This is a genomic window from Vogesella sp. XCS3 (genome assembly GCF_020616155.1).
Classification (GTDB): domain Bacteria; phylum Pseudomonadota; class Gammaproteobacteria; order Burkholderiales; family Chromobacteriaceae; genus Vogesella.
Window position 1 is genome coordinate 335,077 of record NZ_CP085530.1, and the last position, 24,085, is coordinate 359,161.

General features: G+C 63.5%; 19 protein-coding genes. 18 read left to right on the plus strand and 1 reads right to left on the minus strand.

The features are described from left to right. Positions 1-23: 23 nt before the first annotated feature. Entirely contained in the window at positions 24-4,307 is a 4,284-nt protein-coding gene (locus LCH97_RS01655) for an ATP-binding protein (protein WP_227303069.1), read from the plus strand. 120 nt (positions 4,308-4,427) lie between these two features. On the opposite strand, the gene LCH97_RS01660 is transcribed toward LCH97_RS01655, so the two are convergent. Continuing rightward, positions 4,428-5,081 carry an SOS response-associated peptidase gene (locus tag LCH97_RS01660; protein WP_227303070.1) on the minus strand — a complete coding sequence of 218 codons (654 nt, stop codon included), beginning with the start codon at positions 5,079-5,081 and terminating at the stop codon, positions 4,428-4,430. Between the two features lie 141 nt (positions 5,082-5,222). Between LCH97_RS01660 and LCH97_RS01665 the strand changes: the two genes are divergently transcribed. The 17 genes from LCH97_RS01665 to LCH97_RS01745 all read left to right on the plus strand — a co-directional run bounded on the left by LCH97_RS01665 (position 5,223) and on the right by LCH97_RS01745 (position 23,990). After that, positions 5,223-5,717, plus strand: a complete 495-nt coding sequence (locus LCH97_RS01665) for a hypothetical protein (protein ID WP_227303071.1) — start codon at positions 5,223-5,225, stop codon at positions 5,715-5,717. Positions 5,718-5,851: 134 nt separating this feature from the next. Then, complete coding sequence (locus LCH97_RS01670) at positions 5,852-6,556, plus strand: endonuclease/exonuclease/phosphatase family protein (RefSeq protein ID WP_255619259.1); 705 nt, start codon at positions 5,852-5,854, stop codon at positions 6,554-6,556. Between the two features lie 204 nt (positions 6,557-6,760). Continuing rightward, a complete protein-coding gene (locus LCH97_RS01675; protein ID WP_227303073.1) occupies positions 6,761-7,417 on the plus strand; it encodes a PepSY-associated TM helix domain-containing protein in 657 nt (218 codons plus the stop codon). 6 nt (positions 7,418-7,423) lie between these two features. Then, positions 7,424-9,208 carry an efflux RND transporter periplasmic adaptor subunit gene (locus LCH97_RS01680; protein ID WP_227303074.1) on the plus strand — a complete coding sequence of 595 codons (1,785 nt, stop codon included), beginning with the start codon at positions 7,424-7,426 and terminating at the stop codon, positions 9,206-9,208. Next, positions 9,205-11,151: a MacB family efflux pump subunit gene (locus LCH97_RS01685; protein ID WP_227303075.1), complete on the plus strand. Its 1,947-nt coding sequence runs from the start codon at positions 9,205-9,207 to the stop codon at positions 11,149-11,151. Before LCH97_RS01680 ends, LCH97_RS01685 begins: the two co-directional genes overlap by 4 nt. 12 nt (positions 11,152-11,163) lie before the next feature. Then, positions 11,164-12,555, plus strand: coding sequence for an efflux transporter outer membrane subunit (locus tag LCH97_RS01690; protein ID WP_227303076.1), 1,392 nt, complete (start codon positions 11,164-11,166; stop codon positions 12,553-12,555). Between the two features lie 131 nt (positions 12,556-12,686). Further along, entirely contained in the window at positions 12,687-13,874 is a 1,188-nt protein-coding gene (locus tag LCH97_RS01695) for a DUF3857 domain-containing protein (protein WP_227303077.1), read from the plus strand. A 59-nt stretch (positions 13,875-13,933) separates the two neighbouring features. Then, positions 13,934-14,446 carry a DUF2271 domain-containing protein gene (locus LCH97_RS01700; RefSeq protein ID WP_227303078.1) on the plus strand — a complete coding sequence of 171 codons (513 nt, stop codon included), beginning with the start codon at positions 13,934-13,936 and terminating at the stop codon, positions 14,444-14,446. A 15-nt stretch (positions 14,447-14,461) separates the two neighbouring features. After that, the gene (locus LCH97_RS01705) at positions 14,462-15,304 is read left to right on the plus strand and encodes a DUF4198 domain-containing protein (protein WP_227303079.1); all 843 of its coding nucleotides are present in this window, start codon (positions 14,462-14,464) and stop codon (positions 15,302-15,304) included. 84 nt (positions 15,305-15,388) lie between these two features. Further along, entirely contained in the window at positions 15,389-16,402 is a 1,014-nt protein-coding gene (locus LCH97_RS01710; protein WP_227303080.1) for an FAD:protein FMN transferase, read from the plus strand. Further along, the gene (locus LCH97_RS01715) at positions 16,399-17,754 is read left to right on the plus strand and encodes a sulfite reductase subunit alpha (protein WP_227303081.1); all 1,356 of its coding nucleotides are present in this window, start codon (positions 16,399-16,401) and stop codon (positions 17,752-17,754) included. Before LCH97_RS01710 ends, LCH97_RS01715 begins: the two co-directional genes overlap by 4 nt. A 204-nt stretch (positions 17,755-17,958) precedes the next feature. Then, positions 17,959-20,202 carry a catecholate siderophore receptor Fiu gene (locus LCH97_RS01720; protein ID WP_227303082.1) on the plus strand — a complete coding sequence of 748 codons (2,244 nt, stop codon included), beginning with the start codon at positions 17,959-17,961 and terminating at the stop codon, positions 20,200-20,202. Between the two features lie 102 nt (positions 20,203-20,304). Next, positions 20,305-20,493 (plus strand): hemin uptake protein HemP, encoded by a 189-nt coding sequence (gene hemP, locus LCH97_RS01725; protein WP_227303083.1) that lies wholly within the window; start codon positions 20,305-20,307, stop codon positions 20,491-20,493. A 162-nt stretch (positions 20,494-20,655) separates the two neighbouring features. After that, positions 20,656-21,417 (plus strand): hypothetical protein, encoded by a 762-nt coding sequence (locus tag LCH97_RS01730; protein ID WP_227303084.1) that lies wholly within the window; start codon positions 20,656-20,658, stop codon positions 21,415-21,417. Positions 21,418-21,712: 295 nt separating this feature from the next. Then, complete coding sequence (locus LCH97_RS01735) at positions 21,713-22,450, plus strand: methionine ABC transporter ATP-binding protein (RefSeq protein WP_227303085.1); 738 nt, start codon at positions 21,713-21,715, stop codon at positions 22,448-22,450. Next, positions 22,451-23,137 (plus strand): methionine ABC transporter permease, encoded by a 687-nt coding sequence (locus tag LCH97_RS01740; RefSeq protein ID WP_227303086.1) that lies wholly within the window; start codon positions 22,451-22,453, stop codon positions 23,135-23,137. A gap of 43 nt (positions 23,138-23,180) precedes the next feature. Further along, positions 23,181-23,990 carry a MetQ/NlpA family ABC transporter substrate-binding protein gene (locus LCH97_RS01745; RefSeq protein ID WP_227303087.1) on the plus strand — a complete coding sequence of 270 codons (810 nt, stop codon included), beginning with the start codon at positions 23,181-23,183 and terminating at the stop codon, positions 23,988-23,990. Positions 23,991-24,085: the final 95 nt, after the last annotated feature.

Here is a 24,085-nt window from a genome sequence, read left to right on the forward strand (position 1 = left end):
TGTACGCCGTACGCGGAGGTGGTATGAAAGAAGCATCGCGTAATGCCGGGCAAACCTCTGATATCGGGCGTGCGGCAGTCTTTATCGTTTTGCTGCTGGGTGCTATCCAGCTGGTGGCGTCGGCGCTGCTGATCCGCTCGGGCTATATGGGCTATGTGCGGGCGGTGGAGCACGAAGAGCTGAACCAGGCCAGCCAGCAGTTGTTCCTGGCTGCCCAGGCGTTCAGCAGGGAAAACGATCATACGCTGGCGCTGCTGTCCGCCGCCAGACAGCCCAGCCGCGCCAGCCGGGCTGCGTTGTTGCCGCTACGCGAGCAGGCAGACGCGGCGCTGCGCCGCGCGCTGGCCATGCCCCGGCAGAATGATAGCAGTGCAGACCTGCACGCCGAGATTGTCGCCAAACATAAGCACCTGCTTGGCCGCCGCGTGGATATCGACAAAATCCTGCTGCGCCACCCCTACCAGATGGACGAGAACGCCAGCTTTGGCTGGCGGCTGTCCATGGCATCGGTATTTGCTTCTATTGATAAAGCCCTGCGCCAGGATACCTACGACCTGGGTGATGAGGCCGACCCCAGACTAAACCGCATGGCCGAGGTGAAGTTCGATATCTGGAGCCTGAGCCAGGTACTGAGCGAAGAAGCACATGCACAAAACCTGCGTGCCGAGTTCAAGCGCCGGCTGAACTCCACTGACGAATACCAGCTCACGCGCAACCGCGAGCGTGCGCTGCTGATTGTGGACCGGCTGCGTGACAGCATCCGTTTTCTGGGCCAGCCAGACCTGCAAGACCGCCTGCGCCAACTCAATAGCGCTATTCTTACCCTGAACCGGCAAACCGACCTGCAACTGCAGCAGCTTGACGGCCAGAGCCAGTCCTTGCCGGACAAGCGTAGCCATAACCAGACCTGGACCGCACTTAGCCAGCAACTGGACGATTTCTTCCTGGCACTGACCCGCCACACCCGCGACAAAGTCAACAGCTATCTGGACGAATACATTACCGGCCTGGCTTTGAACATCCTGTTTACCGCGCTGGTGATGTGCCTCTATATCTACCTGCTGCGCCGCATGCGTACGCATATCCTGTACCCGCTGCAGCGCCTGCAGCACCTGCTGGATGCGGCTGCCGATGCCATTCTTACCGTAGACGACGAACGCAAGGTGATTGTGGCCAACCACGGCGCCGAGCGCATGTTTGGCCGCAGTAAGGAAAACCTGTGCAATCTGCCCATTGGCGAGCTGCTGATCATAGACTCGCAAGACAGCGACTGGATGGAAAGCAGCGATGGACTGGACCGCTCGCTACCCGGGCGCGGCATGTGCGCTGATGGCAGTATTTTCTACGCCGGGGTGTCCATCAGTGCCCTGAAAGACAAAGCACGCGGGCGGGACCGCTACCTGTTGATTGTGCGTAACGAGCAAGAGCGGCGCGTAGCGGAAAAATCGCTGGCCAAGAGCCTGCAGTTGTTATCCGGCATTCACCGGGTAGAGGGCCTGCTGTTTGCCCGCAGCCCGCGTCATGCGGTGTACCACGAGATACTGCGCATCCTGCTGGATTACTTCGGGCTGGATGCCGGCCTGATTCTGGCGCTGGAAGCCGGGCGTGACAAAACCTCGTCCTTCCATGTGCAAGCCAGCCTGGGCGCCAACCCCTTGCCCGACTGGGTAGAGGACTTCCGCCGCAAGCCCTATGTGCAGGCCTTGCAGCTGGGGGCACAGCAGAAAATCGTACGGGAAGAGGGCTGGCTCTACCTGCCGGTAGAAGTTGACGCCCGTACGGTGATGGTGGCCGGCCTGCAGGATTGCCGCCTGAGCGATGAGCAATACCAGGCGCTGCAGCCTATGCTGGGCACGTGCGGCAGTATTGTGAGTTTCTATGCCGAAGAAGACCGCCGGCGCAATTCCGAGCGCCACCTGCGTGAAGTACTGCAGCAGGAAGAAGCCATTTATAGCGCGTCGCCGGTTGGCCTGCTGCGCCTGAATCGCGATTACGCTATCGTGCGCGCCAACCGTACCGCCGAAACCCTGTTTGGTGCCGGGCAAGATGGTTTGCAGGGCTTGAGCCTGCAAGAAATGCTGGCCACCGAGCAGGAATGGCACGCACTGTACCGCCAGCTGGAACATGCCCGCCAGCACGACTGCCAGCTGAGTACCGAAATTGAATGCGTGCGGGTAGGCGGGCAGCCGGTATGGGTGATGTTTACCGGCCAGCTGCTTTTCCCGGGCATGGCCGAGCACGACATGATTCTGGCGTGCATGGACGTATCCGACCGCCGGGCTGCCGAAGAAGGTTTGCTGCATGCGCGTGACGAAGCAGCCGAAGCGCGCAGCCAGCTGGTGGTGGCCATCGAGACACTGGAGGAGGCGTTTGCTTTCTTTGATGTGCACGACAAGCTGGTGTTGTGCAACCGGCGTTTTGCTGAGCTGGTCGCGCTGGGCTATACGCCAGAGTTGCTGCATGGCCGTACATTCGAATCCATCGTGAAAGCTGCGCTGGAAGAGGGCGAGCACCCGGAAGCCGGCATGGATAACGCCAGCTGGGTGGCCGAGCGCCTGCGCCGCCACGCCAGTGGCAGTGCCTCGTTCCAGCTGCAGGTAGGCGACCGCTGGTTCCAGGTTAGCGACCACGCCACACCGGGCGGTGGCTCGGTGTGCATTCACGCCGATATCACCAGCCTGAAAATGCAGGAAGGTGACTTGTTGCTGGCGCGAGACCTGGCCGAGCAGGCCAACCGGGCCAAGAGCGGTTTCCTGGCCGCCATGAGCCATGAGATCCGTACGCCGATGAACGGCGTGCTGGGCATGCTGGAGCTGCTGGCGCTGACCCGGCTGGAGGCAGAGCAGCGCGAATCGGTAGAAACCATCCAGGAGTCTGCCCGCACCTTGCTGCGCCTGATCGATGACATCCTGGATTTTTCCAAGATCGAGGCCGGCAAGCTGGACATCACGCCGGAAACCGCGTCCATTCCCGACATCATGCACAAGGTGCATCAGCTGTACGAAGAAATGGCGGCGCGCAAAAACCTGCAGTTCCATCTGGAAATCGACCCGCAGCTGGCCCCGGCGGTACAGGTAGACCCACTGCGCCTGCGCCAGATATTGCAGAATTTCTGCAGCAATGCGCTGAAATTTACAGCAGAAGGCACGGTGACGCTGCGTGTCCGTTGTCTGGAAAGCAGCCCGGGCCAGCAAAAGCTGCGCTTCGAGGTGCAAGACACTGGTATCGGCATTTCCCGCGAGAACCTCAGCCGCCTGTTCGAGCCCTTTACCCAGGCTGAAAGCTCTACCGCCCGCCGCTTTGGCGGTACCGGGCTGGGGCTGACCATCTGCCGCCGCCTGGCCATGCTGATGGGCGGCGAAGTGGCCATGGAAAGCCAGGAAGGGGTCGGCACCACAGCATCGCTGGAAATGGTCATGCCGCTGGGCGAAGTGGGGGATATCCGCACCGCGCCGGTAGAGATCAGCGCCGAAGCCGTACTGGAAAGCAAAGCCGAAGTAGCGGCCAACCTGTTGCCGGTACTGTTTGTGGAAGACAACCCCACCAACCGCAAACTCACGCTGAAACAATTCGAGCTGCTGGGTTACCCGGTGGACTCGGCGGAAAACGGCGTAGAGGCGGTAAGCAAGTGGCAAAAAGGCGAGTACTCGCTGATTCTCACCGACTGCCACATGCCGGAAATGGATGGCTACGAGCTGGCGCGCACCATACGCTACTACGAAGGGATTGTGTTCGACTCGCGCCATATCCCCATTATTGCGTGCACCGCCAACGCCTCGCATGAAGAGCTGGAAAAAACCAGCGCCGCCGGCATGGACGACTTCATGACCAAGCCCTTGAGCCTGGGCACGCTCAAAGCCATGCTGGAAAAATGGATCACGCAGGCGAATGACGATGCCATCAAGGAAAGCGAACAGCGCAAGTTGCCGCAGGAAGAAGGCCAGACCGATAACGTGAGCTTTGCCATGGCCATGCCGATAGACCGCAGCGTGCTGGAGGTGTACAGCTCGGGCGACTGGATGATGGAACGCGCCATCCTGGACGAGTTCCTGCTGGCCAACGACGAAGATGTCGCCGCACTGCAAGCCGCTGTGGACGAGGCAAACGTAGAGCGCGTGGCCTGGAGCGCCCACCGCATCAAGGGTGCCAGCCGCATGGTGGGTGCCATGATGCTGGGCGATGCGGCCGAGCTGCTGGAAAAAGCCGGCAAGGCGGCCGACCTGCCCACCATCCAGACCGAGTGGCCGGGTTTTGTACAAAACCTGGCGGTGCTGAAAGCCTGGCTGGCTACCCAGCCGGTGGCTTAGCGCTAGGCCGATAGTAGGAGAAAACCCTAGCCCCGACCTGGCGCCCTTATGGGCTAGCGTCGGGGCTTTTTGCGCCCTTACGCCGCGCTATGCTGGGGTTGCCGCTTTTGATTAAGCTGCTTAAAACAGTTCCAGCGTCACCGGGCCTTGCGGTGCTGCTTCATGCTGTAACAGGCTGGCCGGGTAGGGCTGTAGCAGGGTATGCGCCTCTGCGGTGGTGCCGGCTTGCAGCCACAAACCATAGTGCTCTGGCGGCACAATCGCCAGGCTGCGCTTTTCCTCTCCTGGCCGGTGCATGCGCTGCAGCAGGGGGTGCGCATCGGCATTGATGGTGATCTGGCTAAAGGCATGGCTGATGCGGCCATCCGGCTCGGCCCAGCTGCGCCAGATGCCGGCGACGGCAAAGGGGCTGCCATCCGCCATGGCGATGCGGTGCCGTACCGCGCGCCCGCTTTCGTAGCACGGCTCGAAAAAGGCCAGCATGGGTACCAAGCAGCGTCGGCCGCCGTGCCAGGCGTCGCGGTAGGTGGCCAGCCGGCCTAGCGTTTCGGCGCGCGCATTCATCGTGCTTAGCCGTATGCCCGCCGGCAGGTGGCGTCGCGGGACAAAGCCGTAGTTGGCCGCCAGCGCTTGCAGTGCACCGTCTGCAGCGGCGGTAATGATGGGGGCGGTATAGTCTTGCCAGCACTCGTCCGGCCAGCCTTCCGGTGGCGGTTCGGCGCCAAAATGCTCGGCCAGCTGTTGGCGGTGGGCGGGGAGATAGTTCACACACATGGGCGCCATCATAGCAGCCAGGGTCGCTTGCAGGTTTTATTGCAATCATGTTGCCGGCTTGGTTTTGCCTTATCATCTTGGGCTTTTGTCATAATCAGGCTGGCAGTGTCGTGCTGGCTATTCGCCTTGACAGGACCCCTCATGCATAAATCCGTTCTTGCCGCAGCGCTATGTGTGCTGCTGGCGTCCAGCCCCTTTGCGCTGGCGCAATCAGCGCCGCAGGCCTCTGCTGCGGCGAGTGAGCCATCCGATGCCCTGATCGACTTTTTGTCCACGCCGACCTTTTCGCCGCAGCAGCAGAAACGCCTGCAGCAAGCGCTGCATCACAAGCAGATGATGTCGCGGCTGGCCGCCTTTGCCGGCCTGACGCCCGCACAGCTGGATGCAGAAGCGGCCGAGCGCCAGTTCTGCCTGCTATCGGGTTACTTGTTACATAACGAGCTGGCCGCACAGAAGCGCACGCCCAGCCAGCTGGCCCAGGCGCGTAGCTGGCTGCTGTCCCCAGGCTGGTGCGAGCGCGTGAGCCGCGAGCAGGCACAAGGCATGACGCAAGAAGACGTGCTGGGCATAGACGGCGTCATCACCTTGTATTACCTGCTGTACCTCGACATGCAGCCCCGCCTGGCGGGCGGCTAGATCCTGTCGCAACGCCTCTGTAGCCCGGCACCGTCGCTTAGTGGCCTACACTGATAACATCGCGCCGTGCTGGCGCCGTTTGCCGGGTTGATATGCGCGCCATTCACGTCCTTACCTATAATTTGCACAAGGGCATGTCGCCCTTGGGTGGGCGGGTGCGCTTGCCGCAGATGGCGGCGGCGCTGCAGCAGCAGGGCGCTGACGTGCTGTTTTTGCAGGAAGTGCAGGGGCGGCATGACGGGCGGGCGGCACGGCACGAAGGTTGGCCGCAGCACAGCTATCTGGCGCAAGCGCTGGCGCACGAAGCCTGCTATGGCATGAATGCGCGCTACGACCACGGCCATCATGGCAATGCGGTGTTGTCACGCTTTCCGCAGCAGCTGGCGGCCAACCATGATCTGACGGTTAGCCGGCTGGAACAGCGCGGCTTGCTGCACACCATCATCCAGCCTGCCGGCTGGCCTGTGCCGGTGGCCTGCCTGTGCGGCCACTTCAACCTGCTGGCGCACGACAGGCGGCGGCAGTACCGCGTGTTGCTGGACTACCTGGCCCGGCACGTGCCGCCGGCCATGCCGCTGATTCTGGCCGGCGATTTCAACGACTGGCGCCGCGAAGCCGACCGCCACCTTTTGCAAGAAGCCGGCCTGTACGAGGCGCACGCCAGCGTGCATGGCCAGCATGGCCGTAGCTTTCCGGCCCGCTTGCCACTGCTGGCGCTGGACCGTATCTATGTGCGCGGCCTGGTGGTAGAGCAGGTGGCGGTGTGCCGCGGCCAACCTTGGTCTGCGCTGTCGGACCACCTGCCTTTGCGTGCCAGCTTGCGTTTGCCCGCCTGCTGATGCCGCTGCCTGGCCTGAGCGTTGCCAGTGTGTAAACGTTTTGCGGCATTTCATTAAGGATTATGAAGCGGGCGGTAAAAAGCGCATCGGCGTTATTGCAAATCATTCCTGTTATATCTAACATCGCCCCTCGCTGTACAAGCCAGCCGCGACCAGCGGCAAGCCAGTCAGTTCCTTTTTTGCTACCAGAAACCGAACCCGTCCATGGCTTTCCGACTCTTTTCGCGCCGCGCACCTGCTGCGGCCAACCCTGCTGGCGGCATCGCGCTGCGCACCCTGTTGCAATGGCACTGGATCAGCTCCGCCATCTGCCTGGGGGGCATGCTGCTGTTTGCCATTACCGGCTTCACGCTGAACCACGCCAGCCAGATCGAAGCCAAACCCGTCATCCACAACCAGCAGTTCCCGCTGCCCAAGGCCCAGGCCGACCGCCTGCAGCTGCTGGCCGAAAGCGAAGCGCCTCCCCCCAAACTGCCGCAAGCTACACAAACCTGGCTGGCCGAGCTGTGCCGCTGCCAGGTAGCCGACGCGGTGCCGGAGTGGTCGGCCGACGAAGTCTATCTGCCGATGCCACGCCCCGGTGGTGACGCCTGGTTGCGCGTTAGCCTGGCCGAGCAGCTGGTGGAATACGAAGTGACCGACCGCGGCTGGCTGGCCTATTTCAACGACCTGCACAAAGGCCGCCACACTGGCGAGCTTTGGCGCTGGTTTATCGACGCCATCGCCATCGGCAGCGTGCTGTTCTGCGTTACCGGCCTGCTGATCCTGCAAAAACACGCCGGCAACCGCCCGTCCACCTGGCCGCTGTTTGGCCTGGGTCTGTTGCTGCCTGCCCTGATTGCCCTACTCACCATTCATTGAGCCGACATGAAACCGACTCCCTCCACCCCTCGTCGCCGTAGCGGCAAGCGCATGGCGCTGGCCGGCGGTATTGTTGCCGCACTGGCCGCCGCCGGCTGGTACGGCTGGCAGCACTATCATGCCCAGGAAGATGCCCTGTCCCGTTACCTGATTGCCAGCGTGCAGCAGGGCGATATCGAAGACCTGGTCACCGCCACCGGCAGCCTGCAGCCTAGCGACTACGTAGACGTGGGTGCGCAGGTGTCGGGGCAGCTGGAAAAAATCTACGCCGAAGTTGGCTCGGTGGTGAAAAAGGGCGACCTGCTGGCCGAGATCGACTCCACCGTTTACCGTGCCACTGTCGACGCCCGCCGCGCCGCGCTGAAAAACCTGCAGGCCACCTTGCTGGCGCGCCAGTCCGACCTGCAGCTGGCCGAGCAGCAACTGCAGCGCCAGCAAAACCTGGCGCGCGACAGCGCCACCAGTGAAGAAAGCCTGCAGCAGTCGCAAGCTAGCCTGCGCAGCGCCCGCGCCCAGGTGGCGTCGGTGCAGGCGCAAATCGAGCAGGCCGAATCCACGCTGCGCGTCGATGAAACCAGCCTCAAGTATTCGCAAATTCTGGCGCCGATGGACGGCGTGGTGGTGTCGATCTCGCTGAAGCAGGGCCAGACCATCAACGCCAGCCAGTCGTCGCCTACGCTGCTGCGTATCGCCGACCTGTCCACCATGACCGTACAGACCCAGGTGTCCGAGGCCGACGTTACCCGCCTGCGCCCCGGCATGCCGGTTTACTTCACCACATTGGGCAGCCGCAACCGCCGTTACCAGGGCGAGCTGCGCAAGGTGGAGCCTACGCCCACGGTGAACAACAATGTGGTGCTGTACAACGCACTGTTCGACGTGAAAAACCAGCAGCGCAACCTGCTGCCGCAGATGACAGCGCAGGTGTTCTTTGTGGCCGCGGAGGCTCACGACACGCTGGTGGTGCCGGCCGGTGCCGTGAAGATGGCGCGCATGGCGCCGGGAAGCCGCCGCGGCCAGCCAGAAGCCTCCGGTGCGGCGGGCGAGCCGCCACGTGGCGAGGCCAGCGCGGGCAAGGGCCAGCAGCCGGCAGCAGCCGGTGCGCCAGGCAAAGAAGGCAAGACTGCGGCCAACCATCAAGAAGCGAAGCGTCAAGCGCTGCCTGCCAACGCCGCGATGGGCGCAGCCGGCATGCCGCCGCGAGCCGCAGTGGGCGAGCGCCCGGCCGGCTTTGGCGGTGCGCCGCTGTCCGACGCCGAGCGCGAAGCGCGGCGCAAGCAGTTTGAGAGCATGACACCGCAGCAGCGCGAAGCGTGGCGTGCGCGCGGTGCCGAGCAGCGCCAGGCGCAGGGCGAGGGCGCTATGGCGCCGGCGGGCCCGCGTGGCGCCGCCGCCATGCCGGCTGATACTGCCAGCGCCGGCAAAACGGACAAAGCGGGCAAGGCCGCGGCCAACCCTGCCGCCGAAACCGCCCGCGTCAAACCGCGTGCGCTACCGGTATGGAGCGGCGTGGGCAGTGGCGGCCGTCAGCAGCGTGTGCGCGAAGGCACGGTGCGCGTGGTACTGCCGGACAATAGCATCGTGGAGCGCAAGGTCACCGTGGGCATTACCGACCGCGTCAATTACCAGGTGATTGCCGGCTTGAAACCGGGCGAGCGTGTGATCGTGGGCGAAAAAGCACAGGACAAGGAAGCGGCGCGCGGCAATAACCGCAACGCTGACATGGGCCCGCCACCGGGTGCCGGCATGGCCAGCCCGATGGGTGGCAGCACAGGGGCGCGTAGCCGATGAGCCAGCCGCAGCAAGCCGTACCGCTGATCCAGCTGTCGGCGGTGACCAAATCCTACCGCCAGGGCGAGCTGGAAAGCACCGTGCTGCACGGTATCGACCTGGCCATCCACGAAGGCGAATTTCTCGCGATTGTCGGCGCGTCGGGGTCGGGCAAGTCCACGCTGATGAACATCCTGGGCTGCCTGGACCGCCCTGGCAGCGGGCGCTACCTGTTCCGCGGCCAGGACGTGAGCGGCCTGAGCCGTGACGAGCTGGCGCGCTTGCGGCGCGAAGAGTTCGGCTTCGTGTTCCAGAGCTACCACCTGATCGCCGCCGGTACCGCGGTAGAAAACGTGGAAATGCCGGCCATGTACGCCGGCGTGCCGCACGCCGAGCGCCGCGCCCGCGCCGTGCAGCTGCTACGCGAGCTGGGGCTGGAAGAGCGCTTGTACCACCGCCCCAGCCAGCTGTCCGGCGGCCAGCAGCAGCGGGTGTCGATTGCCCGCGCGCTGATGAATGGCGGCCGCATCATTCTGGCTGACGAACCCACCGGCGCACTGGACAGCAAGAGCGGCGCCGACGTGATGCGGCTGCTGAAAGACCTGTCGCAGCGCGGCCATACCGTGATCCTGATTACCCATGCCGCCGAAGTGGCCGCCCACGCCAGCCGCGTTATCGAAATCCGTGACGGCCATATCCTCAGCGATAGCGGCCGCCATGGTGAAACTGCGGCCAACTATCAGCCGCCGCTGGTGCACCGCGCTTTCAGCACGCTGGCCGATCTGGCCGAAACCGTGCGCCTGGCGCTGCGCTCGCTGCGCGGCAACCTGTTTCGCGCCGTGCTCACTTTGCTGGGCATCGTCATCGGCGTGGGTTCGGTGATTGCAATGATGGCCATTGGCGACGGCGCCAAGCAGCGCGTGGTGGACAATATCAGCGCCATGGGCAGTAACCTGCTGCTGGTACGCCCCGGCGGCAGCAACCAGCGCGGCTTCAGCCCGTCCACGCTGGTGCTGGAAGACGTGGCCGCCATCAACAAGCAGGTAGACAACGTACTGGCGGCGGTGCCGGAACAGCAAAACAGCGTGACGCTGCGCGCCGGCGAGAACGACGTTAGCACCACGCTGATTGCTACCTCGGCCAGCTACCCCTTGGCGCGTAACTGGGCGCTGTCCAGCGGCACCTTCTTTACCGAAGACGACGACGAGAGTTACGCCGGCGTGGCGGTGCTGGGCAAGACTGCGGCCGAGAACCTCTTCCCCGGCAACCCCAGCCCGCTGGGCGAGTTTGTCATGGCCAATAACGTGATGCTGCAGGTGGTGGGCATCATGAGCCGCAAGGGTGCTTCGCCCAGCGGCATGGACCAGGACGACGTGATTATCGTGCCGTACGCTACCAACAATCTGCGCATTTCCGGTTCGCGCAGCCTGCGTAACGTCAACGTGGCAGTGAAGGACGTGGCGCGTATCGATGAAACCCAGGCGGCGGTAGAGCAGCTGCTAGCCGAGCGCCACGGCAAGGTGGATTTCCAGATCCGCAATATGGCGTCCATCATCGCCACCACCGAAGAAACACAGAACACCATGACGCTGCTGCTGGGCGCCATTGCGGCCATCTCCTTGCTGGTGGGCGGTATCGGTGTGATGAACATCATGCTGGTGTCGGTGACCGAGCGCACCCGCGAAATCGGCATCCGCATGGCTACCGGCGCGCGCGAGCGCAACATCCTGCAGCAGTTTTTGATCGAGGCGCTGGTGGTGTCGGCCATTGGAGGCGCCATCGGCGTGGTGGCCGGCCTGGGTACCGCCTGGCTGATCGCCGCCTTCGATACCCCGGTCAAGATCACGGCCATGCCTATCGTGCTGGCCTTTGGCTGCGCGTTTTCCACCGGCCTGCTGTTCGGTTACCTGCCGGCGCGCAAGGCCGCCCAGATGGACCCGGTGGCGGCACTGGCGTCGGATTAGGAGTCAAGCATCATGCGTTATCAAGCTTTTACCCTGTCGCTGCTGGCGGCCACCCTGGCCGGTTGCGCGCAGACTACGCCGCCGCAAGACACCGCGCTGGCCATGCCGGAAGCCTGGCAGGCCCGCGAGGCGGCCAAGCCCGCTGCGGCGGTGCTGGACGACCATTGGTGGCAGCTGTTCGGCTCGGCCGAGCTGAACCGGTTGGTGGAGCAGGCGCTGCAAGGCAGCCCGGACCTGGCGCAGGCGGTGGCCCGCGTGCAGCAGGCGCAAGCCAGCGCCGACAGCGCGGCGGGCAGCCTGTTTCCGTCGGTTAGCCTCAGCGGCAGCAGCAGCCAGCGTGAAACCGACACAGCGGCGGGCGCCAGCAGCACCAGCAAGAGCAGCAGCCTGTCGGCCGGCCTCAGTTATGAAGTGGACCTGTGGGGCAAGGTAGCGGCCAGCCAGCGCGCGGCGGCGGCCAACCTGCAAGGCAGCCGCTACGAGCTGGCCACCGCCCGCCAGACGCTGGTGGTGGCGGTGGTCAACGCCTACTGCCAGCTGCAAGCAGTGCGCGAGCGGCTGGCGCTGGCGCAGGCCAATCTGCGCGACAGCCGCCAGTTGCTGGACATCAGCGAAGCGCGCTTGCGCCATGGTGCAGCGACCGAGCTGGACGTGAGCCAGGTGCGTAGCAGTTGGCTCACGCAGCAGGCCACGGTGCTGAGCCTGCAAAACCAGCAGCAGCCGCTGCTGAACACCCTGGCCATTCTGGCTGGCCAGCTGCCGCAGGGCTTTGGCGTGGCCGGCGAGCCATTGTTGGGCCTGAACGTGCCCGAAGTACCGGCCGGCTTGCCGTCCGAGGTGCTGCGCCGCCGGCCGGATATTGCCAAGGCTGAAAGCGAGCTGGCAGCCGCTGCGGCCAACCTGGACGCCGCCCGTGCCGCGCTATACCCCAGCCTGCAGCTTTCCGGCAGTGCCGGGCTGGCATCCACGGCCTTGCTGTCGCTATCCGGCGCCACGCAGACCCTGAGCCTGGGGGCCAGTCTGGCGCAAACGCTGTTTGATGGCGGCAAGCTGCGCGCCCAAGTAGCCAGCAGCCAGGCTGCCCGCCTGCAGCTGTTGCACGGCTACCGCAAGAGCACGTTGACCGCGCTGGGTGAGGTGGAAGACGCGTTGAACGCGGTGGCGCTGGCACGGCAGCAGGAACGCCTGCAGCAGCAAAGCAGCCGCGAGGCCGAGCGCACGCTGCAGCTGACGCGCATCCGCCAGCAGCAAGGTCTGGTGGACATGGCCACGCTGTTGGCCGCACAAAAAAACCACGCCAGCAGCCGCGACAGCCTGTTACAGCAACGGCTGGCACGACAACAAGCCACCGTCACGCTGATCAAGGCGCTGGGCGGCGGCTGGCAGGAGCAGGGCAGCCTATAGAGGCAGGCCGCCCTGCCATGGTGTGGTTCGGCAGGGCGGTGTATTCAAATCAGGTTGTCCATGTTTTTGGCATTTCCACTGATTGCAAGTTTGATATGATAATAGTTCTCAAATAGATTATTATTAGCAAAATGAACCCCCAGTGTCTGTTTCCTCTGTTTTTGCTAGCCAGCCTGCCGGCCATGGCCGAAGTCAACCTGGTGTACCACGTCGATCTGCAGTTGCAGGTTGGCCGCAGTACGCAAGAAATGACGCGGGACATCCTGCTGGAAGACGACAGCGACGTGGCACGCAACCGCGTACGCCAGCTGGAGTACCGGCCCGAAATGCAAACCGTCACCGTGCTGGAGGCCTACACCGTGTTGCCCGACGGCCGCCGCGTGCCGGTGCCGGCCAGCGCGGTGACCGACCAGCCGTATAGCAAGGGGCAAGACAACCCTTACACGCAAAGCATGCGCAGCCTGGATATTGCCTTCCCGCAGGCAGCCAAGGGGGCGCGCGTGGTGTACCGCTTCCGTACCGATAGCCAGCTGTTACCGCTACAGGTAGCGCAGGGCGACTTCTACCCGGCCAGCGTCAAGAACCTGCGTTCGGTGCGCTTCAGCCTTGGCGCGCCGGCCCGCTCGGGCCTGAAAGTGGCAGCCAATGCCGACATCCGCGAGCAGGCACCGGCCGATGGCCGCGTGCAATGGCAGGCGCAGTGGCAGTTAAACGGCGACGGCGCGCAGCCGGTGCCGCACTTTGCCTACTCGGCCTACCGCGACTGGTCGGCGCTGGGGCAGGCCTACGCACAGCTATGGCCGCTGCCGCAGCCGTCCGCTGCCGTCAAGGACAAAGCCGCGCAGCTGGTAGCCACCTGCGATGGTGAGCGTCTGAAAGAGATGCAGGCGCTGTACCGCTGGGTGGCCGAGCTGCCGGCCCCGTACCTGGCCTACAGCAGCCATGCGCTGCAGCCGCGTGCTGCCGAGCAGGTGCTGGCGCAGGGCTACGGCAATAGCCGCGACAAGGTGGCGCTGCTGCAGGTGCTGTTGGCCGCACGCGGTATCGACAGCTACCCGCAGCTGGCCCGGCGCCAGCGCAGCGCGCTGCCACTGTTGCCCACCAGCCTGGCGTTTGATTACGTGCTGTTGCACGTGCCGGCGCAGGGCAGCATGCGTGCGCAGTGGCTGGACCCGGCCGAGCGTGTCAGCGCAACGGCGTTAGCCATGCTGCCTGTTGTGGCAGACGCCACGCCGCTGATGTTTGGCAGTTTCAGCCCGGCACTGATGGGCAGCCCGCAGTTGCCGCTGCGGGCACCGTACGACCCGCGGCCGCTTTAAACCGATTTTGCATTGCAGCCTGGCTGCACTTTACCCACCCCATCCTAGCGAGTTTGAGCATGAAATACCGTTACCCCGTGGCGCTGGCGCTGGCGTCTGCCGCCGCACCAGGCATGGCGGCCAACCTGGCCGTGAAAGTAGAGCTGCCGCAGCTGAATGTGGCCGAGTACCACCGCCCCTACCTGGCCATGTGGCTGGAAACCGCCGACCAGCAGTTCGCCGGCAACCTGTCGGTATGGTACGACCTGAAAAAGAAAGACAACGCCGGTACCAAATGGCTGACCGATATGCGCCAGTGGTGGCGTAAGAGCGGCCGCGAGCTGGCCATGCCGGTAGACGGCGTATCCAGTGCCACCCGCGCACCAGGTGAGCACACGCTGGTGTTTGCCGACAACAAGTCGGCGCTGGGCAAGCTGGCACCGGGTGCCTATCAGGTAGTGGTAGAGGTGGCGCGTGAAGCCGGTGGCCGCGAGCTGGTACGTGTACCGCTGCAGTGGCCGCCCAAGGGCGAAAAGCAGACCAGTGCCCAGGGTAAGGGCGAGCTGGGCAAGATCACCGTTACCGCCAAATAAGCAGGAGCGCACACCATGAACAAGAAACTGCTCGCCCTGGCCGCCATGGCCCTGGTATCGCTGGGTGCCCAGGCGCACCGTGGCTGGCTGCTGCCGTCCGCTGGTGCCATTGAGGGTAACAAGCCGTGGGTGACCGTAGACGCTGCGGTATCCGAAGCACTGTTCGACTTCGAGCATCAGCCGCTGAAGCTGGACGGTCTCGTTATCACCGGCCCGGATGGCGCGGCGGTGAATCCGCAGAACATCACCAGCAGCCGCTTCCGTAACAGCTTCGACATCGAGCTGAAGCAGCAGGGCAGCTACCGCATCGCGTTGGTAGGCGAAGGTGCCATGGCCAGCTACAAGCTGGGCAACGAAGTGAAGCGCGTGCGTGGCACGCCGGCCAACATCGACCAGCAGATTCCGGCCGGTGCCACCGAGGTAAGCAAATCGCTCAGCGTCAGCCGTATCGAAACCTTCGTCACTGCCGGCAAGCCTACTACCGGCGTGCAGCAGGCGGTCGGCAAGGGCCTGGAGCTGCAGGCGGTGAGCCACCCGAACGAGCTGTTTGCCGGTGATAACAGCACCTTCCGTTTGCTGATGGATGGCAAGCCGGTAGCGGATATGCCGGTAAGCGTGGTGCGTGGCGGCGTGCGCCACACCGGCCTGCTGGACGAGCAGGTGTACACCACCGACGCCAAAGGCGAAATCAAGGTGAGCTGGAAGCAAGGTGGTATGTACTGGGTAAACGCCAGCTGGCCCAAGCGCGACGCGATGCCGCAAGGCGGCCAGCCGCCGGTAGCCGGTAAGCCTCAGGCTGCCCCTGCCATGCCGCCGTTCCGCGCCAGCTACACCGCTACGCTGGAAGTATTGCCTTAACAAAGCCGGCGGGGTCGCCAGACCCGCCTGTTATGACACGGCAGGCCGCTGGCCTGCCGCTTGACATTGAAAGACAGCAATAACATGAGTGCCATCCTGATCCCCCGCCATATCGACCCGGCTTGCCCGCCCGCCAGCGCCCGCGTGGTGCGCTTTGCCGGCCACAGCATGGGGACTAGCTGGCAGGTACTGGTGGCGATCGATGGCGATGTGCCCGATTTTCTGGCCGCCGGCCTACAGCAGCAGCTGGACGGCGTGGTGGCGGAGATGAGCCACTGGGAAGCCGGCTCTGACCTGGGCCGTTTCAACCGCGCCCCGGCCGGTAGTTGGCACGCGCTGCCGGGCGGCTTTTTCACCGTGCTGCAGTACGCGTTGCAGGTGGCGGCCGCCAGCAACGGTGCCTACAACCCGGCTGCCGGCGCGCTGGTGAACCGCTGGGGCTTTGGCCCGGCACCGCGCTACGACGCCCCCGGATTTGTGCCGCCGTCGGCGGACGAAGCCAGCGCCTTGCTGGCGCAGTGCCGCTGGCAAGCGCTGCAGCTGGATGCCGCCACGCGCAGCGCCCTGCAGCCTGGCGGCGTGCAGCTGGACCTGTCGTCGGTGGCCAAGGGTTTTAGCGTCGACCTGCTTGCGCGCTACCTGCGCCTGTACGGCTACCGCCACTTTCTGGTGGAGGTGGGCGGCGAGCTGCGCGGCGAGGGCATGAAGCCGGACGGCCAGCCGTGGTGGGTAGCGCTGGCGCTGCCGGACGACAGCCAAAGCGCAGGGTTGGCCGCACCGCGGCTGGCGTTGCATGGCTTGTCGGTGGCCACCTCTGGTGACTATCTGAAGGTGTTCTGGCATCAGGGCGAGCGCTGTGCCCACACGCTGGACCCGCGTAGCGGCCAGCCGGTGCGCGGTGTGGCCTCGGTAACGGTGATCCACCCCGACTGCATGGCCGCCGACGCCTGGTCTACCGCATTAACGGTGCTGGGTGCGCACGCTGGTATGGCACTGGCCGAGCAGCAGGGTTTGGCCGCCGCCTTTTTGCTGCGCGACGGCGAGCAGCTGCAGGCGCGCTACAGCCGCGCCTTTCTGGACATGATGGAAGAACAATGATGGAACAAGTACGCCTGATCTGGGCTGCCGGCTTGGGGCTGGCTTACAGCGGTGTTTGCGTGGCGGCCTGGTATCAGTGGCGCCGTAGCCGGCGCAGCGCCAGCGTGGCAGCGCCCTTGCTAGTGGCTTACGCCAGCCAGAGCGGCCAGGCCGAGGCCGTGGCGCAGCAAAGCGCGGCTACGCTGCAGGCGGCGGGGCTAGCTGTGCAGTGCCTGCCGCTAGCGCAGCTGGACGTGGCCGCGCTGCAGCAGGCCAGCCGCCTGCTGCTGGTGGCCAGTACCACTGGCGAGGGCGAGCCGCCGGACATGGCGCGCCGTTTTGCGGCCAACCTTGCCACGCCGGCCGCGCTGGGCGAGCTGCAGTACGCCGTGCTGGCGTTGGGCGATCGCCGTTATACGCCGTTCTGTGCCTTTGGCCACGCACTGGATACCTGGTTGGCCGCCAGTGGCGCGCAGCCGCTGTACCCGTGCCTGGAGGTGGACGCGCTGGACGATGTGGCGCTGGCTACCTGGCAGCATCAGCTCGCCGAGCTGGCTGGCTTGCAGGATAGTGCGCTGGCTGCGCAGCCGCTGCTGCCTGCGGCTAGCCCTTTTGCCAGCTGGCGGTTGCAAGAGCGTCGCTGCCTGAACGAGGGCAGCAGCGGCGCAGCCACCTACCACCTGGCGCTGCGGCCGGCCGACGGCGGCGCGCTGCCGCAGTGGCAGTCTGGCGACCTGGTGGAAGTGCAGGTGCCGGCCGAGCCGGGCAGGCCGCGTGAATACTCGATTGCGTCCATTCCGGCCGATGGCTGCCTACAGCTGCTGGTGCGGGTGCGCGTGGACGGGCAGGGGCAGCTGGGGCTGGCGTCGCAGCACCTGACCCGCGACCTGGCGCTGGGTGACACGCTGAGCTTGCGCATCCGCCCGCATCGCCGTTTCCGTTTGGCCGACAATGCCACGCGGCCTTTGATCCTGATCGGTAACGGCACCGGTCTGGCCGGCCTGCGCAGCCATTTGCGCGCGCGCCAGCAGTTGGCCGCACCGCAGCCGGGCTGGCTGTTGTTTGGCGAGCGCCAGGCGGCGCACGACTTTTACTATCGCCACGAGCTGCAGGCGCTGCAGCAGCAGGGCGTGTTGCAGCATGTGGATACCGCGTTTTCGCGCGATCAGCCGCAGCGCCGTTACGTGCAGCACGTGCTGGCCGAGCAGGCCGAGCGCCTGCAGCAATGGGTGGCCGACGGCGCGGCTATTTATGTGTGTGGCAGCCTGGCCGGTATGGCCAGCGGGGTGGATGCGGTGCTGCGCCAGGTGCTGGGCGAGGCGGTGCTGGACGAGCTGGCCGCCCAGGGGCGCTATTGCCGCGATGTGTACTAAGCGCTTGTGTTGCCCGGGTTGATGTCGCCGGATGGTAGTGAAGATGTTGCGGAAGTGTGAACAGGTGTTGCGGAAGGTTAATGATAGTTGTTATCATTAGCAAATCAATAGAACCAGTAGCCAGCCAGCTGTGAGCCCTCGCCTGGGGTATTTCATGCAGTAAGCCAGCCAAAAATCACTCACGAACTACCACTGGAGAACCACTTGGCTCACTCTGCATACATCAAAAGCGGCAAGACCCTGGGTCGTCAAGCTGCTGCCATCGCCCTGCTGACCATGCCTGCCCTGGTGCTGGCACAAACCGAAGCCACGCTGCCTACCACCAAGGTGACCGCCCCGGAGCAAACCACCCCGGCGATCAAGAAAACCAAGTCGGCGTCGGTAAAACTGACCCAGCCGCTGGTGGACACCCCGCAGACCGTTACCGTGATCAGCAAGGAAGTGCTGCAACAGCAAGGCGCGGTATCGCTGATGGATGCGCTGCGTAATACCCCGGGTATTACCATGCAGCTGGGCGAGGGCGGCAACACCAGTGCCGGTGATACGTTCTATATGCGTGGTTTTTCCGCGCAAGCCAGCACATTTGTAGATGGCGTGCGTGACCTGGGCGCGGTATCGCGCGATGCCTTCAACCTGGAACAGGTAGAAGTGGTGAAGGGCGCTGCCGGTGCCGACATCGGCCGTGGTGCGGCCAGTGGTTACGTGAACCTGATCAGCAAGACAGCCAACCTGGAAGACAGCATTGCCGGCAGCGTAGGCGCCAGCACGGCCGACAGCCAGCGCTTTACGCTGGACGCCAACAAGGTGATCGACGATACCACCGCCGTGCGCGTGAACCTGCTGCGCCAGCAAGGCGGCGTGGCTGGCCGTAATAAAGTAGAGAAAGAAACCGACGGTATCGCGGTTTCCGTGGCCACCGGCCTGGGCACCAACACCGTGTTCAGCCTGAATGCGCAGCATGTAAAGCAGGACAACACCCCGGACGGCGGTACCTCCACCCTGGGTCTGCCGGGCTACTACCACAGCAGCCTGGGCAACCGTGCCGCTGCCGAGGTCAATAGCGAAAACTACTACGGCCTGGATTCGGACTACGAACACGTTACTTCAGACATGATTACCGGCAAGCTGGAACATACTTTTGCCAGTGGTAACAAGCTGACCAACATCACCCGCTTTGGCCGCTCCAAGGTTGATCGCATCCTGCATTCGCTGGGCGGCCATACCCTGAGTAACATCAATAACCCGGCTACCTGGACCGCATCCCGCATTGCGCAGTCCAACCTGCAAGACAACACCATTCTGGCCAACCAGACCAACCTGAACAGCCGCTTCAAGACCGGTAGCATCGAGCACGAACTGCTGACGGGTATCGAAATGCTGCACGAAGCGCAGAACAGCTATGGCCGTAGCAATGCCAACGGTGTCGCAGCCCCTGCGGCCAACCTGTACAACCCGAACAGCGCCGACAAGGCTAGCGTACTGCCAACCCTGACCGGTGCCAGCAACAAGGGCAGCACCGACACCCTGGCGCTGTACGCCTTTGATACACTGAAGCTGAACGAGCAATGGCAGCTGAGTGGTGGCCTGCGTTTCGAGCACTACAACACCGAAACCAACAACGTTGCCATCTCTACCGCCTCCAGCAACCCGACCCTGCCGGTAGGTACCAAAGTGCCGACTTCGCTGAAGAAGTCCGGCAACCTGTTGGGCGGCAAGCTGGGCATGCTGTTCAAGCCGGCAACCAACGGCAGCATCTACCTGTCGTACGCTACGTCGCAGAAGCCGGCAGGTGGTGACAACTTCCAGCTGGATACCTCCAATACCAGCACCAACAACCCGGCGCTGGACCCGCAAGAAACCCAGAACATCGAGCTGGGCACCAAGTGGGACTTGCTGGATAACAAGCTGGGCCTGACTGCAGCCATCTACCAGACCACCAACAAGAACGAACTGGCCAAGCTGGACACCGCTACCAACACCTTTGCCCAGTACGGCAAGCGCCAGATTCAGGGCGTGGAGCTGGGCCTGGTGGGCCAGATCACCCCGGCATGGCAGGTGAGTGCGGGCGTTGCCCACATGGAAACCGAAGTGAAGCAGGGCGCTACCGCAGCCTCTACCGGCCTGCCTTCCGACTGGTCGCCAGAGCTGAGCGCCACCCTGTGGACCAGCTACAAGGTGAATAATGCCATTACCATTGGCGGTGGTGCGCGCTACATGGGTAAACACAAAAACGCCAAGAGCCGCCCTAGCGATGCCATCCCGGGTATCGAGGACTACGTAGTTGTGGATGCCATGGCCAGCTACAAGCTGAACAAGAACGTGGACCTGCAGCTGAACGTGTACAACCTGCTGGACGAGAAGTACATCGCCAGCCTGAACAACAACCGTACCCGTTACACCCCAGGTGCGCCCCGCACCGCTAACCTGACGGCCAACTTTACCTTCTAAACCAGGTAAAGCCGCCTGAAACCGGCAGGCATGGCAGCGCGCTGCCATGCCTGCTAATGATGGTGGTACACCACCGTTTTGCCCGTATGCCAAGGCAGGAAAATGAATAACACGCCAACGCAAACCACCGTACCCGGCACGCCGAATGCACCGGCATTGCCAGCCGAGCTGCTGGATATCATCAGCAGCGACAGCCTGTTTGCCCAGCGCAAGGCATTGCTGATCGAGCATAACGGCCAGCAATACCGGCTGCAGATTACCAAGCAGAACAAGCTGATCCTGACCAAGTAGGCCATCTGGCGCGCTTGCCGCGCAGCCTGGGTTTCGGCTTCATTTTGCAGCGCACCGTTACGGGGCGCTGTTTGCATTCGGGGGTATCTGCGCAGAACAGGGCTTGCAAAGCTGGCGCCGTGCCGGTACAAAACCCCACCCTTAGCCGATGAAAGACACGCAATGGATACCACCGCCATCCAGCAAGCCGCCATTACCCTGGCCTCGCGCCGCCTGGCCGGGCAGCAGGGCCCGCAGTTGGCCGCAGCACAAGCGCCCGCCACGCTGCAGGACGCGCTGGCCATCCAGCAGGCCGTGAGCGCTTTGCTGGGCAATAGTGCGGGTGGCTGGAAGTGCGGCATGCCGTCGGACGAGCGGCTGGTGCTGGCCCCCATCTACGCCAGTACCATCAGCCACGGCGACACCTGCCACGCGTGGGTACGTGATGGCGTGGTGCGGGTGGAGCCGGAGCTGGCGTTTGTGTTTGCCGAAGGCTTGCCACCGCGGGCTGGTGCGTACAGCAGGGACGAAATCCTGGCGGCGGTGAGTAGCGTGCATCTGGCGCTGGAGCTGATAGACAGCCGCTTTGACGCCGAACCCAAGCCGCCTTTTTTGCAGGCGCTGGCCGATGGCCTGGTGAATCAGGGCTTGCACCTGGGGCCGGCGGTGCCGTTGGCCGCAGCGTTGGCTGCCTCTGCCATGCCGCTGCGCGTGCAGCAGGGCGAGTGCGACGAGCTGCTGGATGGTGCGCACCCGGCGGGTGACCCGCTGGCGCCGCTATTGTGGTTGGCAGGCTACCTGCAGCAGCAGGGGCAGGGCATTCTGCCGGGGCAGGCAGTCATTACCGGCTCGTACGCGGGCGTTATCCACTTGCAGCCGGACGAGCCGGCTACGCTGGGCTTTGGCGAGTTGGGGCAGCTGGTGGTGCGTTGCCTGCCGCGTTAGGCTATATGCTGTATACAGTATTTAAATAGCAGAAAATTCTATAAGTACAGACATTTACACTCGGCAGCTATATGGCTAATATGGCTGCCATCAGTGCTTGACGTAAATGAACATTTGGTGTTCAATTGCGATCAAATATTTGATTTAACGCCGATTTGACACAGCTTGCGGGCGTAAAACAGCTAAAGCGTGGGGGTAGTGACAGCCACTATCACCAGAATTTTCAGTAGTGAAAATTCCCCAGCTTAAAGCCCGCCAGCGATAAACCGGCGGGCTTTTTTGCTTTGGAGTTCACATGATTCACCTGAAAAACGTACACAAGCGTTTCCAGAAGCCCGAGGGCGGCTGGTTTGACGCCGTGCGTGATACCAGCCTGCACGTCCGTGCCGGCGAGATTTTTGGTCTGATCGGGTTTTCCGGTGCCGGCAAGTCCACTTTGCTGCGCCTGATCAACCTGCTGGAGCGCCCCGATAGCGGTAGCGTTACCGTGGACGGCCAGCAGCTTACAACCCTGTCTGCCAGCGCGCTGCGCCGTGCCCGCCAGAATATTGGCATGGTGTTTCAGCAGTTCAACCTGATGGCCAACCGCACCGTGGCCGACAATATTGCCTTCCCGCTGGAAATTGCCGGCTGGAACCGTGCCGAGATCGACGCCCGCGTAGCCGAGTGCCTAGATATTGTCGGCCTGGCCGACCGTGCCCAGCACTACCCGGCGCAGCTGTCTGGCGGCCAGAAGCAGCGCGTAGGCATTGCCCGCGCCCTGGCGCCGCGCCCGCACGTGATTCTGGCTGATGAGCCGACCTCGGCGCTGGACCCGAAAACCACCCAGTCCATTCTGGATTGCCTGCAGGACATCAACGCCCGTTTTGGCGTCACCGTGGTGATTGTTACCCACGAGATGCACGTGATCCGTTCCATTTGCCACCGTGCCGCGCTGCTGGATGCGGGCGAGGTGGTGGAAATCCTGACCGTGCAAGACAAGCAGGTCAGCGCGCAGTCGGCGCTGGCCAAATCCCTGCTGGAGGTGGCGTAAATGGAAGAGCTGACTTTTGCCCAGGCGCTGGCCAATTTGTCCGACCTGGCGCCGGAAATCTGGCAGGCCAGCCTGGAAACCGGCCTGATGCTGGGTATCGGCCTGACGGCAGCCATCCTGCTGGGTGGCCCGCTGGGTGTGCTGCTATACCTGACGCAGCCGGGCCAGCTGTTTGCCCACCGTAGCGTCAATGGGGTGCTGGGCTGGCTGGTGAACCTGGTGCGTTCCTTTCCCTTCATTATCCTGATGGTGTCGCTGGTGCCGCTTACCCGTGTGCTGGTGGGCTCCACCATCGGCCCGATCGCTGCGGCCGTGCCGCTGTCGTTTGCCGCCATTCCGTACTTTGCCCGCCTGGTAGAGCAGACCCTGCGCGAGATCCCGCGTGGCGTGGTAGAGGCCGCCGAGGCCATGGGTGCCAGCCCGGCGCAGATCATCGTCAAGGTGCTAATCAACGAAGCGCGTGCCGGCCTGATTTCCAGCCTCACCATCCTTACTATCAGTTTCCTCAGCTACTCGGCCGTGGCCGGCGTGGTGGGCGGCGGCGGCATTGGCGACCTGGCTATCCGCTACGGCTACTACCGCTTCCAGAGCGAAGTGATGATCGCCATGGTGCTGCTGCTGGTGGTGATCGTGCAGCTGATCCAGTTTGCCGGTAACCGCCTGGCGGCCCGGCTCGATAAACGTTAAACCCGATCAAGACAAAGAGATCTCTCTCACAAGGAGCATAAAAATGCGTCGTTTTGCCCTCAAGACACTGGCTGTTGCCACCCTCGGTCTGGCCTTTGCGGCCAACGTACAAGCCGCTGACCCGGCCAAGAAAGAAATCGTGTTCGGTACCACCGTGGGCGATTTTGGTGACCAGGTAAAGCAGGCTATCAAGCCGATTCTGGAGAAAAAAGGCTACACCGTGAAACTGGTGGAGTTCACCGACTACGTGCGCCCGAACCTGGCCCTGCAGGAAGGCTCGCTGGACGTGAACGTATTCCAGCACAAGCCTTACCTGGACAACTTCTCCAAAGAGCACAAGCTGAGCCTGAAAGAAGTGTTCCAGGTGCCTACCGCGCCGCTGGGTGTGTACCCGGGCAAACTGAAGTCGCTGAAAGACGTGAAAGAAGGCAGCACTGTCTCCGCGCCGAACGACCCGTCCAACTTCGCCCGTGCGCTGGTGATGTTCAACGACCTGGGCTGGGTAAAGCTGAAAAAAGGCATCAACCCGCTGACCGCTTCCGAGCGTGATATCGAAGTCAACGTGAAGAAGATCAAGATCGTGCCGCTGGAAGCTGCCCAGCTGCCGCGCTCGCGCGCTGACGTGGACTTTGCAGTGGTCAACGGCAACTACGCCATTTCGTCCGGCATCAAGCTGACCGAAGCCGTGTTCCAGGAAAAGAGCTACGCCTACGTAAACTGGGGCGTGATCAAGGCGGCTGACCTGAACAAGCCGTGGGCCAAGGACGTGATTGCTGCCTACAAATCGAAAGAATTCCGCGCCTGGGCCGAGCCGAAGTATCCCGGCTACAAATTCCCGGCAGACTGGAAGTAAGCGTTTTACCCGTGCTGCGCTGCAGTACGGCTTTTCCTTGAAAACTCCTGGCATTCAAGGCTTCCTGGCGGACTTCGGTCCGCTTTTTTTTGCTT